At 75.3% G+C, this 13,284-nt stretch carries 15 protein-coding genes; 6 read left to right on the top strand and 9 right to left on the bottom strand.

Features of this window, described 5'->3' with window-relative positions:
• Window positions 1-2 precede the first annotated feature (2 nt).
• From ACI782_RS13065 to ACI782_RS13050, 4 genes are read left to right on the top strand one after another with little or no spacing between them, the layout of a single operon-like run.
• The gene (locus ACI782_RS13065; protein ID WP_456909798.1) at window positions 3-947 is read left to right on the top strand and encodes a metal ABC transporter substrate-binding protein; all 945 of its coding nucleotides are present in this window, start codon (window positions 3-5) and stop codon (window positions 945-947) included.
• Window positions 944-1,729, top strand: coding sequence for a metal ABC transporter ATP-binding protein (locus ACI782_RS13060; protein ID WP_456909796.1), 786 nt, complete (start codon window positions 944-946; stop codon window positions 1,727-1,729). Before ACI782_RS13065 ends, ACI782_RS13060 begins: the two co-directional genes overlap by 4 nt.
• Window positions 1,726-2,745: a metal ABC transporter permease gene (locus tag ACI782_RS13055; protein WP_456909794.1), complete on the top strand. Its 1,020-nt coding sequence runs from the start codon at window positions 1,726-1,728 to the stop codon at window positions 2,743-2,745. The genes ACI782_RS13060 and ACI782_RS13055 overlap by 4 nt, the downstream gene beginning before the upstream one ends.
• Window positions 2,742-3,173 (top strand): Fur family transcriptional regulator, encoded by a 432-nt coding sequence (locus tag ACI782_RS13050; RefSeq protein WP_456909792.1) that lies wholly within the window; start codon window positions 2,742-2,744, stop codon window positions 3,171-3,173. Before ACI782_RS13055 ends, ACI782_RS13050 begins: the two co-directional genes overlap by 4 nt.
• Here the strand turns inward: ACI782_RS13050 and ACI782_RS13045 are convergent.
• Window positions 3,154-3,591: a MarR family winged helix-turn-helix transcriptional regulator gene (locus tag ACI782_RS13045; protein ID WP_456909790.1), complete on the bottom strand. Its 438-nt coding sequence runs from the start codon at window positions 3,589-3,591 to the stop codon at window positions 3,154-3,156. The genes ACI782_RS13050 and ACI782_RS13045 overlap by 20 nt on opposite strands.
• A 69-nt stretch (window positions 3,592-3,660) precedes the next feature.
• Here ACI782_RS13045 and ACI782_RS13040 point away from each other — a divergent pair, with 69 nt between their 5' ends.
• Window positions 3,661-4,317 (top strand): maleylpyruvate isomerase family mycothiol-dependent enzyme, encoded by a 657-nt coding sequence (locus ACI782_RS13040; RefSeq protein WP_456909788.1) that lies wholly within the window; start codon window positions 3,661-3,663, stop codon window positions 4,315-4,317.
• Between the two features lie 18 nt (window positions 4,318-4,335).
• Window positions 4,336-4,647 (top strand): hypothetical protein, encoded by a 312-nt coding sequence (locus ACI782_RS13035; protein WP_456909786.1) that lies wholly within the window; start codon window positions 4,336-4,338, stop codon window positions 4,645-4,647.
• Between the two features lie 10 nt (window positions 4,648-4,657).
• On the opposite strand, the gene ACI782_RS13030 is transcribed toward ACI782_RS13035, so the two are convergent.
• The 8 genes from ACI782_RS13030 to ACI782_RS12995 form a co-directional block, all read right to left on the bottom strand.
• Window positions 4,658-5,440, bottom strand: coding sequence for an isocitrate lyase/PEP mutase family protein (locus ACI782_RS13030; RefSeq protein ID WP_456909784.1), 783 nt, complete (start codon window positions 5,438-5,440; stop codon window positions 4,658-4,660).
• A gap of 19 nt (window positions 5,441-5,459) precedes the next feature.
• Window positions 5,460-6,053, bottom strand: a complete 594-nt coding sequence (locus tag ACI782_RS13025) for a GNAT family N-acetyltransferase (RefSeq protein ID WP_456909782.1) — start codon at window positions 6,051-6,053, stop codon at window positions 5,460-5,462.
• A 1-nt stretch (window position 6,054) separates the two neighbouring features.
• Complete coding sequence (def, locus tag ACI782_RS13020) at window positions 6,055-6,537, bottom strand: peptide deformylase (RefSeq protein ID WP_456909780.1); 483 nt, start codon at window positions 6,535-6,537, stop codon at window positions 6,055-6,057.
• 12 nt (window positions 6,538-6,549) lie between these two features.
• Window positions 6,550-7,671, bottom strand: coding sequence for a glutamate 5-kinase (gene proB / locus ACI782_RS13015; RefSeq protein ID WP_456909778.1), 1,122 nt, complete (start codon window positions 7,669-7,671; stop codon window positions 6,550-6,552).
• Window positions 7,668-9,143: a GTPase ObgE gene (gene obgE / locus ACI782_RS13010; protein ID WP_456909776.1), complete on the bottom strand. Its 1,476-nt coding sequence runs from the start codon at window positions 9,141-9,143 to the stop codon at window positions 7,668-7,670. Before obgE ends, proB begins: the two co-directional genes overlap by 4 nt.
• A gap of 81 nt (window positions 9,144-9,224) precedes the next feature.
• Window positions 9,225-9,482 (bottom strand): 50S ribosomal protein L27, encoded by a 258-nt coding sequence (rpmA, locus tag ACI782_RS13005; RefSeq protein WP_456909774.1) that lies wholly within the window; start codon window positions 9,480-9,482, stop codon window positions 9,225-9,227.
• A 7-nt stretch (window positions 9,483-9,489) separates the two neighbouring features.
• Window positions 9,490-9,801: a 50S ribosomal protein L21 gene (gene rplU / locus ACI782_RS13000; RefSeq protein WP_456909772.1), complete on the bottom strand. Its 312-nt coding sequence runs from the start codon at window positions 9,799-9,801 to the stop codon at window positions 9,490-9,492.
• A gap of 254 nt (window positions 9,802-10,055) precedes the next feature.
• Window positions 10,056-13,223 carry an Rne/Rng family ribonuclease gene (locus ACI782_RS12995; protein WP_456909770.1) on the bottom strand — a complete coding sequence of 1,056 codons (3,168 nt, stop codon included), beginning with the start codon at window positions 13,221-13,223 and terminating at the stop codon, window positions 10,056-10,058.
• Between the last annotated feature and the right edge of the window lie 61 nt (window positions 13,224-13,284).

The following is a 13,284-nucleotide window of genomic DNA, read 5'->3' as shown; positions in this document are numbered from 1 at the left end:
TCATGAACGCGAAGACGGTCGTCATCGCCGCGGCCACCACGCTGCTGCTCGCCGGCTGCGGGGGCTCTGGCACCGGGGGTGGCGACTCGGAGGGGCTGACCGTCGTGGCCGGCTTCTACCCGCTGGAGTGGGCCGCCGAGCGGGTCGGTGGGGACCGGGTCGGCGTCTCCTCGCTGACCCCGCCGGGTGCTGAGGCGCACGACCTGGAGCTCACGCCGCAGGACGTCGCCGCGGTGGCCCAGGCCGACCTGCTGGTCTACCTGGACGGCTTCCAGCCGGCCCTGGACGAGGCCGCCGAGACCGAGGCCGCCGGCTCCGCCTGGGACGCCGGCCAGGCCGCGGACCTCTCCCTCACCAGCGAGGAGCACTCCCACGAGGGCGAGGGAGCCGACGCCGAGGAGCACGCCGCGGACGGGGGCGAGGCGCCGGTCGACCCGCACTTCTGGCTCGACCCCACCCGGCTGGCCGCGGTCGGCGACGCCCTCGCCGACCGGCTGACCGAGCTCGACCCGGACGGCGCGGCCACGTTCGAGGAGAACGCCGCCGCCCTGCGCGCCGACCTGGAGGGCCTCGACGCCGAGGTGCAGGCCGGCCTCGCGAACTGCGCGGTGGACACCCTGGTCACCAGCCACGACGCCTTCGGCTACCTCGCCGACCGCTACGGTCTCCGGGTGGTCGGCATCAGCGGGCTGAGCCCGTCGCAGGAGCCGAGCCCGGCCCAGCTGGCCGAGATCGCGACGCTGGTCCGCGAGGAGGGCGTCACCACGGTGTACACCGAGACCCTGGTCGACCCTGCCGTCGCCGAGACGGTGGCGGCGGAGGCCGGCGTGCGGACCGCCGTCCTGGACCCGCTCGAGGGGCTGACCGACGACTCGGCCGGCGCGGACTACCTGTCGGTGATGCGCGGCAACCTCGCCACCCTCCAGGAGGGCCAGTCCTGCTCATGACACCCGCCATCCGCCTCCGCGGCGCGAGCGTCGGCTACGGCGACGTGCCGATCGTCTGCGGCGTCGACCTCACCGTGCAGCACGGCGAGGCGGTCGCCGTCCTCGGCTCGAACGGGTCGGGCAAGACGACGCTCGCGCGCGGCCTGCTGGGGCTCGCTCCCGTGCTCGACGGCGAGGTGGAGGTGCTCGGCGCCCCGGTCGGCCGGTTGCGCGAGCGGGGCCGGGTCGGCTACGTGCCGCAGCGGCACACGGTCACCGGCGCCGTCCCGGCCACCGTGCGGGAGGTCGTCGGCGTGGGCCGGCTGGCCCGGCTGGGGCTGTCCCGCCGGCTGCGCCCGGCCGACCGCGCCGCCGTGGCGGACGCCGTGGCCGCCGTCGGGCTCGCCGACCGCATCGGCGACCCCGTCGCCTCCCTCTCCGGCGGGCAGCAGCGCCGCGTGCTCGTCGCCCGGGCCCTGGCCGCCGAGCCGGAGCTGCTGATCATGGACGAGCCGACCGCCGGGGTGGACGCCGCCAGCCAGGACGCGCTGGCCGCCGTCCTCGCGGACGTCTCGGCGGCCGGGACGACACTCGTGGTCGTGACCCACGAGACCGGCCCGCTGTCGGGCGTGCTGACCCGCGCGGTCGTCGTCGACCACGGCCGGATCCGGTACGACGGCCTCCTGTCCGGGGCCGAGCCGCACGCCGACGGCGGTCACCACCACGCCGAGGACGCCGGCCAGCCGCCGCGGACCGGCTACCGGATCGACCAGCCGCGGGTGACCGCCGAGGGAGGCCGGTGACCGTGGAGGTCCTCGAGTTCGCCTTCATGCAGCGGGCCCTGCTCGCCTCGCTGATGGTCGGCCTGGTCGCGCCCGCGGTCGGGGTCTTCCTCGTGCAGCGCCGCCTCTCCCTGCTCGGCGACGGGCTCGGCCACGTCGCCCTCACCGGTGTGGCGGTCGGCGTCCTCACCGCCACCGCCCCCGTCGGGACGGCGCTGGTCGCCGCGATCCTGGGCGCGGTGCTCATCGAACTGGTCCGCGCGCGCGGCCGGACCAGCGGGGACGTCGCCCTCGCCGTCCTCTTCTACGGGGGCATCGCCGGCGGCGTGGTGCTGCTGTCGCTGGCGCCCCGGGGCCAGGCGACCAACCTCGAGGCCTACCTGTTCGGGGCGATCACCACCACGAGCACCGCGGACGTCGCCGTCTTCGCCGTCATCACCGTGGTCGTGCTGGGCGTCGTCTGGCTGCTGGGCCAGCGGCTGTACGCGGTGAGCGACGACGAGGAGTACGCGCGCGCCGTCGGCCTGCCCGTGCTCGCCCTCAACATCGTGCTGGCCGCCCTGGTCGCCTCGACGGTGGTCCTCTCCATGCGCGTGGTGGGCCTGCTGCTCATCAGCGCCCTGATGATCATCCCGAGCGCGATCGCGCAGCTGCTGGCGCGCAGCTTCCGCCAGACGGTCCACCTCGCCTGCGCCATCGGCCTGGTGGTCAGCGTCGCCGGGACGACGACCTCCTACTACTCGGGGACGCCGTCGGGCGGGACGATCGTGCTGCTGGCGATCGCCCTGTTCCTGCTGGTCACCGCCACTGCCGCGGTGCGCGGGGCGACGGCCCGGCGCCGCCACCAGCGCCGCGCCGAGGTGCACGCCGCCCACCCGCACGAGCACGGCGAGGGCTGCGGTCACCAGCCGGTGCCGCACGGCGACCACGTGGACTACGACCACGACGGGCACCTGCACGCGCCGCACCGCACCGGCACCGGGGTCCACTACGACGAGCACGGCGAGCACGCCGCCCCGTCCGGAGGGCGGCCGTGAGCCGGCCCCAGCCGGCCGATGTACCCGGCCGCCGGCAGACGCGGCAGCGCAGCGCGGTGCTCGCGCTGCTCGACGACCTCGACGGGTTCCGCACCGCGCAGGACCTGCACGCGCTGCTGCGCGAACGCGGCGACCCGGTGGGGCTGGCGACGGTCTACCGGGCGCTGCAGGCCCTGGTGGACGACGGCCTGGTCGACGTACTGCGGAGCAGCGACGGGGAGGCCGCCTACCGGCGCTGCTCCCCGGTGCACCACCACCACCTGGTGTGCCGCTCCTGCGGTCGGACCGTGGAGGTCGCCGACCCCCCGGTGGAGCGCTGGGCCGCCCGGATCGCCGCCGAGCACGGCTTCGCCGACGTCCAGCACCAGCTCGAGGTCTTCGGCACCTGCTCCAGCTGCACCGCTCCGGCTAGCGGTACGGGTCGGTGATCTCGCGGAGCCGGGTCAGGGCCTCCCTCAACCGTCCGGTGGCCTCCTCCCCCAAGTAGGCCGTCCACTCGGCCTCGACCTCGGCCTCCACCTGCCGGGCCAGCGCCACGACCCGCTCCCCCCGCTCTGCCATCTGCACCAGCCGCGCGCGGGCGTCGGTCGGGTCGGGGGCCCGCCGCACGTAGCCGGCCCGTTCGAGCTGATCGACCAGGTGCCCCGCCGTCTGCTTGGTGACCAGCGCCTGCTCGGCCAGGTCGGTCAGGCGCGTGCCGTGCGGGCCGATCCGGGCGGCGATCCGGCCCTGCGCCAGCGTGATGTCGTCGAACCCGGCCGCGGCCAGGGCCGCGAGGAGGCGGCGCTCCATGGCCCGGTACGGGTAGAAGCACAGCAGGCCCAGGTTCTGCCGGTCCTCGGTCACGAGCCCCCTTGACGATGGTCAGATCTTCTGACGGAATAGTCAGAACATCGTACCGATGCGGGAGGGGTCATGGACCTCGACGACGTGTGGCGCACCATCGACTCCGAGCGGTCGAGCCTCGCCGACCTCTTCGAGGAGCTCTCCCCCGCCGAGTGGGAGACGCCGTCCCTCTGCGACGCCTGGCGGGTCCGGGACGTCGCGGCTCACCTGACACTGGCGCACATGGGGCCACGAGAGGCCCTCGTCGGCGCGATCCGCGCGCGTGGCAGCTTCGACCGGATGATCCGCGACACCGCCCTGCGGGCGGCGCAGCTACCCGTCGAGGAGTACCCCCGGCGGCTACGCGCGATGGTCGGCTCCCGGCGCACAGCACCGTTCATCACCCCGCTGGAGCCGCTCACCGACGTGCTCGTGCACGGCCAGGACGTCGCCGTCCCCTTGGGGCGCGAGCGCGCCGTGCCGCCGGCCGCGGCAGTCGTGGTCGCCCAGCGGGTGTGGGACACGGGCTTCCCGTTCCGGGCCCGGAAGCGGCTGCACGGGTGCCGGCTGACCGCCACCGACGCCGACTGGACCGTGGGGGCCGGCGCCCCGGTGGAGGGTCCGATCTCGGCGCTCCTGCTGCTGCTCACCGGGCGGGAGGAGGCGGCACTCGGCCGGCTCGGCGGCGAGGGCGCACGACGCCTCACCGAGCGCCGGAACCGGGCTGCTGCGGGCAGGTCTCGCTGACAGGAGGAGGCGATCGCCATGACCTGGGGTGTGGTCATCGACGTACCGGCACCTGTGGAGGTGTACGACGCGGTCCACGCAGAGGTGGTCCGCCGGGTCGGCGGCACGGCGGAGGGGCTGCTGGTGCACCTCGCCCGCGCCACCCCGACCGGCTTCCAGGTCGTCGAGGTCTGGGACTCCCGGGAGCAGTACGAGCGCTACGACCGCGAGGTCGTCGCGCCCGTCGTCGCCGAGCTCTCCGCCGGCGGGCCGCCCCCACCCGGTGAGCCGGCGTCCACCGAGTTCGAGGTGCGCGGACTCGTGCTGTCGGGGGCCGCTGTGGCCCTCTGAACGCCGCGGCTCAGCTGAGGGCCCGGGTGCCCGCCGGCAGGGTGCCCCCGGCCACCATCTCGACCGTCGCGTCCTGCAGCGCGGTGAGCGCGACCCGCTGGGTGAACGGGCCGGTGGAGACCCGGGCGACGCCGAGCTCCTGCATCTCCCGCGCGGGCAGCGAGGCGCCGGGCACGCTGATCAGGGTCAGCCTGTTGCGGCCCAGCCCCTCGACCACCGCCGCGATCTCCTCACGGTCGATCAGGCGCGGCACGAAGACCACCGGCGCGCCGGCCTCCAGGAAGGCCCGGCCGCGGCGGACCGCCTCCGCGACGAGCGCCCCGCGGTCGGCGTCCGGGGCCGCGTGGAGAAAGGTGTCGGTCCGGGCGTTGAGCACGAAGTCGATGCCGGCGTCCCGCCCGGCCCGGAGCACCGCCTCGACGGCGGCCACCGCGTCGTCCAGCGGCCTCATCTGGTCCTCGAGGTTGCCGCCGACGACGCCGACCTCGATCGCCCGACGGGCGGTCTCCCCCGGGTCGCCGTAACCGGCCTCCATGTCCATGGACACGGGCAGGTCCACCGCGGCGACGATCCGGCGGACCATGTCCAGGTGCAGGTCCAGCGGGATGTTCTCGCCGTCCTCGTAGCCGAAGGTGGCGGCGATCCCGTGACTCGCCGTGGCCAGGGCGCGCACGCCCTCGGTCGCGGCGACCACCTGCGCCGAGACGACGTCCCACACGTTGGCGAGGACGAGGATCTCCGGCGCGGTGTGCAGGTCGAGCAGGGTGCGGGCGCGGGTGGCGAGATCGGTCACCCGAGCACCGTAGGGCCGGTCAGCCGGCGTGCGGGGCCAGCCGCTGCCGCAGACCGTTGCGGACGGCGGGCCACTCGGCGTCGGTGATGGAGAAGACGACGGTGTCCCGGAGCGACCCGTCGGGCATCCGCCGGTGGTTGCGCAGCACGCCGTCCTGCTTGGCGCCGAGCCGGGCGATCGCCGTCCGGGACTGCAGGTTGTGCCAGTGCGTGCGGAACTCGACGGCCAGGCAGCCGAGCACCTCGAACGCGTGGCCCAGCAGCAGCAGCTTGCTCTCGGCGTTCACCCCCGTGCGCTGCGCCGAGGCGGCGGTCCAGGTCGAGCCGATCTCCAGCCGCGGGACGTCGGCCTCGACGTTCATGTAGGTCGTCATGCCGACGGCGGCCCCACCGGCCCGCCGGACCGTGAACGGCAGCATCGTCCCCGCGGCCTGCTCGGCCAGGCGGCGCTCGATCTCCGCCGGCATCCCCTCCGGTGAGGGCACGGAGGTGTACCACAGCTCCCACAACCGGCCGTCGCGGACCGCGTCGACGAGTTCGTCGTGGTGCTCGGGACGCAGCGGCTCGAGGGTGACCAGGTCGCCGGAGAGGGTCACCGGCTCCAGGCCGGCCATCTCAGCGGTCCCGCAGCGCGCGCAGGGCGTTCTTCCGGGCCTCGCCGGTGAGCCGGTCGAGGAAGACCTTGCCGTCGAGGTGGTCGACCTCGTGCTGCAGCGCCCGGGCCATGAGCCCGGAGCCCTCCAGGCGCAGCGGTTCGCCCGTCACGTCGAACCCCTCGACGACAGCGTGCATCGCCCGGACCGTCGGCGCCCAGATGCCCGGGATGGACAGGCACCCCTCGTCGCCGTCCTGGATCTCCTCGGACAGCTCCACGACCCGCGGGTTGACCATGTGCCCGATGACGCCGTCGACGTTGTAGGAGAACGCGCGCAGCCCCACCCCGATCTGCGGCGCGGCCACCCCGGCGCGACCGGGGTCGGCCACGGTGTCCTCTAGGTCGCGGATCAGCGCGGCCAGCTCCTTGTCGAAGGACCGCACCTCGTCTGCGGGGGTGCGCAGGACCGGGTCTCCGAGTTCGCGGATCGGGCGGATCGTCACGCGGCGAGTCTCTCAGCCGAGGGAGGGACGCCGGACCAGCACCAGTTCGTCGCGGTGCACGATCTCCCGCTGGTACTCCGGGTCCAGCTCGCTGGTCTTGCGGCCGAGCAGCGGCGGCAGCTCCCGGGCGTCGTAGGCGGCCAGGCCCCGCGCGACCACGACGCCGTCCGGGCCGACCAGCTCGACGGGGTCGTCGGCGAGGAAGTCCCCCACCACGTCGGTGATGCCGGCGGCCAGCAGCGAGGCGTGCCGCTCCCGGACCGCCCGCACCGCGCCCTCGTCGATCACCAGCCGGCCCTGGGGCCGGGTGGCGAACCGCAGCCAGAACTGGCGCGCCCGCGGCCGCGGACCCATGACCGTGAATAAGGTGCCGACGGGCTCTCCCGCCAGTGCGGCGGCCGCCCGGGCGGTGGAGGTGACGACGACCGGGACGCCGGCGTGCGCCGCGATCAGCGCGGCCTCCACCTTGGTCGCCATCCCGCCGGTGCCCACGCCGTTGCGGCGCGCGCTGCCGAGGGTCACGACGTCGAGGTCCGCGGGGTCGCGCACGGTGTCCAGCAGCCGGGCCGGGCCCTTGCGGGGATCGCCGTCGTAGACGCCGTCCACGTCGGACAGCAGCAGCATCGCGTCGGCCCGCGCGACGTGCGCCACGAGCGCGGCCAGCCGGTCGTTGTCGCCGAAGCGGATCTCCTCGGTGGCCACCGTGTCGTTCTCGTTGACGATCGGCAGCACGCCGAGGGTGAGCAGCCGGTCGAGGGTCCGCTGGGCGTTGCGGTAGTGGCTGCGGCGGGTGAGGTCGTCGGCGGTCAGCAGCACCTGGCCGACGGTCACCTCGTGCTTCGCGAAGGCGTCGGCGTAGGTCTGCGCCAGCCGGACCTGCCCGACGCTGGCCGCCGCCTGGGCGGTGGCGAGGTCCCGGGGCCGGCCGGTCACGCCCAGCGGGGCCAGCCCCGCCGCGATCGCGCCGGAGGAGACGAGCACGACCTCCTTGCCCTGGGCGCGCAGCCCCCCGAGGACGTCGACCAGCGCGGTGAGCCGCGCCTCGTCCAGGCCGCCGGGCAGGGTGGTCAGCGACGAGGAGCCGACCTTGACCACGACCCGGCGAGCACCGGCGACGGCCTCCCGCCCGGTCACCGCTCCTCCTCGGGCAGGTCCTCGTCGGTCCAGGTCTCGGTGAGCTCGTAGGGCACCCGGCGGGCCCGCTTGGCCGCCAGCCGCTCCTCGGCGCGCACCCGGTGCGGTGCGTCGATCCGCGCGTCGGTGCCCCGGCCGCCGAGGCCGGCGGTCTCCTCCGCGGTGAGCGTGCCGGCGGGCAGGGTCGGCACGAAGTCGAAGGTGACCGCGCCGATGGTGACCGCGTCGCCCTCCTGCGCTCCCGCCTCGGCGAGGGCGTCCTCGACGCCGAGCCGGTTGAGGCGGTCGGCCAGGTAGCCCACGGCCTCGTCGTTGGTGAAGTCGGTCTGCCGCACCCAGCGCTCGGGCTTGACCCCGTGCACGACGAACGCGCCGTCGGCGTCCGGGTCGGGCTCGACGGTGAAGCCGGTGTCGTCCACCGCGCGGGGCGTGAGGGTGATCCGGACCGGCTCGGGCTCGGGCAGCGCGGCGCGGTACTCGTCCACGGCCGCGGCCAGCGCGAAGCCGAGCTCGCGGAGCCCCTCCCCCGTCGCCGCGCTCACCGGGAAGACCCGCAGGCCGCGCTGCTCCAGCGACTCCCGGACCAGGTCGACCAGCTCCCGCGCGTCCGGGACGTCGACCTTGTTGAGGACGGCGAACCGCAGCCGGTCGACCAGGTCCTCCCGGTACTGGGCGAGCTCGTGCACGAGGGCGTCGATGTCGCTCTCCGGGTCCCGCCCGGGCTCCATCGTCGCCATGTCGACGACGTGCACCAGGACGGCGCAGCGCTCGATGTGGCGGAGGAACTCCAGGCCCAGACCCCGGCCCTCGGACGCGCCCGGGATCAGCCCGGGGACGTCGGCCATCGTGAAGACGGTGTCGCCGGCGCGCACCACCCCGAGATTGGGCACCAGCGTGGTGAACGGGTAGTCGGCGATCTTCGGGCGGGCCGCGGACATGGCCGCGATCAGCGATGACTTGCCCGCCGAGGGGAAGCCGACCAGGCCGACGTCGGCGATGCTCTTGAGCTCGATGACCGCGTCGAACGCCTCGCCCGGCTCACCGAGGAGCGCGAAGCCGGGGGCCTTGCGCCGGGTGTTGGCCAGCGCGGCGTTGCCCAGGCCGCCCTTGCCGCCGTGGGCGAGGACGGCGCGGGTCCCGGCGCCGACGAGGTCGGCGATCACCCGGCCGTCGGGGGTGCTGACCACCGTGCCCGCGGGGACGCGCAGCACGCGGTCCTCGCCACGGGCGCCGTTGCGGTTGCCGCCCTCACCGGGACGGCCGTTGCCGGCCTTCTGGTGCGGGCGGTGGTGGAAGTCCAGCAGCGTGTGGACGTTGGGGTCGACCTCGAGGACGACGTTGCCGCCGTCCCCGCCGTTGCCGCCGTCGGGGCCCCCGAGCGGCTTGAACTTCTCGCGGTGGATCGACGCGACGCCGTGACCGCCGTTGCCGGCGGCCACGTGCACGACCACGCGGTCGACGAATGCGGCCATGTCAGTTCACTGTCCTCGAAGCGCCACGAGCGCACGAGCCCGCCGGGCCCGTGCGCTCGTGAGCGTGCGTTCGGTGGTGCTTCAGGCCTCGACGGCGGAGATCGAGACGGTCTTGCGACCCCGTCGCGTGCCGAAGGTCACCGCGCCCGGCTGCAGCGCGAACAGCGTGTCGTCGCCGCCGCGGCCGACGCCGAGACCCGGGTGGAAGTGGGTGCCGCGCTGGCGCACGATGATCTCGCCGGCCTTCACGACCTCGCCACCGAAGCGCTTGACGCCGAGGCGCTGCGCGTTCGAGTCGCGGCCGTTGCGGGAGGACGAGGCGCCCTTCTTGTGAGCCATGTCGGCGTCAGCCCTTCGTGATGTCGCGGATGACCACGTCGGTCAGCGGCTGACGGTGGCCCTGACGCTTGTGGTAGCCGGTCTTGTTCTTGAACTTGTGGATGCGGATCTTCGGGCCCTTGCCGTGGCCGACGATCTCGCCGGTCACGGTGACACCCGCCAGCGCCTGGGCGTCGCTGGTGACGGTGTCCCCGTCGACCAGGAGCAGGGCCGGGAGGGTGACGGTGTCGCCCGCCTCACCAGCGAGACGGTTGACCGTGAACCGGTCGCCCACGGCCACCTTGTGCTGCCGGCCACCGGCCTTCACGACTGCGTACACCACTGACTCCTCGATCGCTTCTACGTGTCCTGCGTGCACCCGGCGTCGGACGCCGGTGCTGGACGGGCTGCTCGCCTCCCAGGCGGCACCATGCGGTGCCCCGCCCGGGGCGGTGCAACCCGACCAGCGTACCCGAGCGGGCAGCACCGGGTCGAACGGGGGACGGGCCTCGTACCTCACACAGCCCCTCCCCGAGCCCGCGAGGCTTGGCAGGAGGGGGTCCTGCCAGAGGGGGACGGACGGGGCCCTCCCGCTCAGGAGGCGGGCGGCCCGGCCGGCCGGCTGGCCGCCCGGCGGCGGCGCGGACGGGTCCCCACCGCGACCGCGGTGCCGGTCCCGTCGTCGGCCGCCGGGGGCGCGTCCTCCGGGGCGGGCTCGTCGTCCATGGGGCCGGCGTCGTCGGGGCCGGCCCCCGCGGGCACCGCCTCCTCGTCCGCCGCACCCTCCGGCGCGGGCGCCTGCTCGGCCTGCGGCTGCTCCGCCGGGGTCTGCTCGGCCCGAGGCTGCTCCGCCCGGGCCCGCTCGGCCCGAGGCTGCTCCGCCGGGGCCGGCTGGGCCGGGACCGGCGCCACCGGGGCCGGCTCGAACGGTGCGGAGGGCTCCCCGGCGTCCTGGTCGGCCGCCGGCGGCTCCGGCGCCGCCGCGGGCACCACCGCGTCGGGCTGGTCGGGCTGGTCGGCGCGGACGTCACCGGCCGCGTCGGCGTCGTCGGCTCGAACGGCCTCGGTCGCCTCGCCGCTCGCCTCGGCCGGCGCGGCAGGGGACAGCCCCCCGGCGGCGGCCAGCACGGCCGCGTCCTCGGCGGCCCGCTCCTCGCCGGACTGGCTGCGGTTGCGGCGGCCGCGGCTGCGGCGCCCGCCGGAACGGGCCTCGCCGTCGGGGTCACCGACACCGGAGGCCTCCGCCACGACCGAGACGCTCTCGCGGACCTCGGCAGCGGCGGCGTCCTTCTGCCCGGCGTCCTTCTGCCCGGCGTCCCGCCCGCCGGAGTCCTTGACGCCCCGGTCGGACCGGCCCTGGTCCCGCCGGTTGTTGCCGCCGCCGCTGCCGGACCCGCCACCGGAGCCGTTGCCGCCCCGCCGCCGCTCGTCCACCGGGTCGGTGTGCACCAGCACGCCGCGCCCGCGGCAGTGCTCGCACGGCTCGGAGAAGACCTCGAGCAGGCCCTGGCCGACCCGCTTGCGGGTCATCTGCACCAGGCCCAGCGAGGTGACCTCGGCGACCTGGTGCTTGGTGCGGTCGCGACCGAGGCACTCGGTGAGCCGCCGCAGCACGAGGTCGCGGTTGCTCTCCAGGACCATGTCGATGAAGTCGATGACGATGATCCCGCCGATGTCGCGCAGCCGGAGCTGGCGGACGATCTCCTCGGCCGCCTCCATGTTGTTGCGCGTGACGGTCTGCTCGAGGTTGCCGCCCGAGCCGGTGAACTTGCCGGTGTTGACGTCGACGACGGTCATCGCCTCGGTGCGGTCGATGACCAGCGACCCGCCGGAGGGCAGCCACACCTTGCGGTCGAGCGCCTTGGCCAGCTGCTCGTCGATCCGCAGGTCGCGGAAGACGTCCCCCTCGCCGGTGTAGCGGGTCAGCCGGTCCACGAGCTCGGGGCTGACGTGCGCGACGTAGGCCTCGACGGTGTCCCAGGCGTCGCCGCCCTGGACGACGAGCTCCTTGAAGTCCTCGTTGAAGACGTCGCGGATGACCCGGATCGCCAGGTCGGGCTCGCCGTAGAGCAGCGTCGGCGCGCTGGACGTCGTCTCGGCCTTCTTCTGGATGACGTCCCACTGCGCCTGCAGCCGGGCGACGTCCCGGGTCAGCTCCTCCTCCGACGCGCCCTCGGCGGCGGTGCGGATGATGACGCCGGCGTCCTCGGGGACGATCTTCTTGAGGACGTCCTTGAGCCGCTGCCGCTCGGTGTCGGGCAGCTTGCGGCTGATGCCGGTCATCGAGCCGCCGGGCACGTAGACCAGGAAACGGCCGGGCAGGTTGATCTGCTGGGTCAGCCGGGCGCCCTTGTGGCCGATCGGGTCCTTGGTGACCTGCACCAGCACCTTGTCGCCGGACTTGAGCGCCTGCTCGATGGAGCGCTGCTTGCCGGTCAGCCCGGCGGCGTCCCAGTTGACCTCGCCGGCGTAGAGGACGGCGTTGCGCCCCTTGCCGATGTCGACGAAGGCCGCCTCCATGCTGGGCAGCACGTTCTGCACGCGGCCGAGGTAGACGTTCCCGGCGAAGGACGTCGCCTGCGCCTGCGTCACGTAGTGCTCGACGAGGACGTCGTCCTCGAGGACGGCGATCTGGGTGCGCTCGCCCCGCTGGCGGATGACCATCGTGCGGTCCACCGCCTCGCGGCGGGCGAGGAACTCGGCCTCGGTGAGGATCGGCGCGCGGCGGCGGCCGTTGTCCCGGCCGTCCCGGCGGCGCTGCCGCTTGGCCTCCAGACGGGTGGAGCCGGTGACGCCCTTGACGTCGTCCTCGCTGGTGGTGCGGCCGTCGCGGCCGGCCCGCTCCGGGCGCTCCTCCTCCGCGCTCTCCGCGCGGTCCTCGCCGGTGCCCCGGCGGCGGCGCCGGCGCCGACGGCGGGTGGTCGAGCCGCCCTCGCCCTCCTCGGCCTCGGCGGTGTCCTCGCCGGCCTCGGTGTCGGTGTCGTCCTCGTCGGAGTCCTCGGCGCCCTCGTCGTCGCCGGTGTCCTCCTCCGCCGACTCGTCGGTGTCCTCGCTGTCGGCGGAGTCCTCGCCGTTGCGGCCCCGGCCCCGGCCGCGCCGGCCCCGCCGGCGGCGACGGCTGCCCCCGCCGTCCTCGCGGTCCTCGGTCGCGGTGTCGGTGTCCGCGTCGACCTCGGTGTCGGCGGTGTCGTCCTCGTCGGCGTCGGTGTCCTCGGCGGTCGCCGGGGCGGCCTCCTCGCCGGAGCGACGCCGCGACCGGCTGCGCCGGGAACGCGGCGCCGGGGTCTCCTCGTCGTCGAGGTCCTCGGCCGGCTCGACGTCGGGCTCCTCGACCGTCGGCGACTCGGCGACGGGACGGCGGCTGCGCCGGCGCGGCGTGGGCGGCGCCTCGGCCTCCGGCGGGGCCACGAAGCTGACGAACGCGGGGACGGGCGGGGCGACCGGCGGCGGAGCCGCGTAGGCGTCGGGGTCGGCGGCGCCGGCCGGGCGGGTGGCCCGCCGGCGCGGGCGGGCGATGACCGCCGTCGGCTCCGGGGAGCTGAACTGCGCGCCGAACCGGGAGGCCGGGTGCTCCTCCGGCTCGGGCTCCTCGGCGGCGGCCTCGGCCTCCTCCGGGTCGGGGGTCGCCGCCTCGAGGTCCTCCTGGGCGTCGTCGACCGCGGAGGGGTCGGCGCCCTCCTCGGGAGCGGGCGGTGCCGCCACGCCCTCGTCGGTCCCGGCCGGGATCGCCGTGGTGGTGTCGTCGTCGTTCTGGTCGGCCACGAGGGCTCGCCTCCTGTGGGTGCTCCCGGGCGCCGATCACGGGGACTGGCGGCCGCGCAGG

This window comes from Geodermatophilus sp. SYSU D00703, from assembly GCF_054050155.1.
The sequence above is the reverse complement of the archived record's forward strand: the minus strand, read 5'-3'. Positions and strand labels throughout refer to the sequence as shown.

Bases quoted from the DNA above. Each gene is read 5' to 3' on its own strand.
- ACI782_RS13035 (WP_456909786.1), top strand. From the start codon at position 4,336: ATGACCTGGGGTGTGGTCATCGACGTACCGGCACCTGTGGAGGTGTAC.
- rpmA (WP_456909774.1), bottom strand. From the start codon at position 9,482: ATGGCTCACAAGAAGGGCGCCTCGTCCTCCCGCAACGGCCGCGACTCG.
- ACI782_RS13025 (WP_456909782.1), bottom strand. From the start codon at position 6,053: ATGGCCGGCCTGGAGCCGGTGACCCTCTCCGGCGACCTGGTCACCCTC.
- ACI782_RS13060 (WP_456909796.1), top strand. From the start codon at position 944: ATGACACCCGCCATCCGCCTCCGCGGCGCGAGCGTCGGCTACGGCGAC.
- ACI782_RS13040 (WP_456909788.1), top strand. From the start codon at position 3,661: ATGGACCTCGACGACGTGTGGCGCACCATCGACTCCGAGCGGTCGAGC.
- obgE (WP_456909776.1), bottom strand. From the start codon at position 9,143: ATGGCCGCATTCGTCGACCGCGTGGTCGTGCACGTGGCCGCCGGCAAC.
- ACI782_RS13065 (WP_456909798.1), top strand. From the start codon at position 3: ATGAACGCGAAGACGGTCGTCATCGCCGCGGCCACCACGCTGCTGCTC.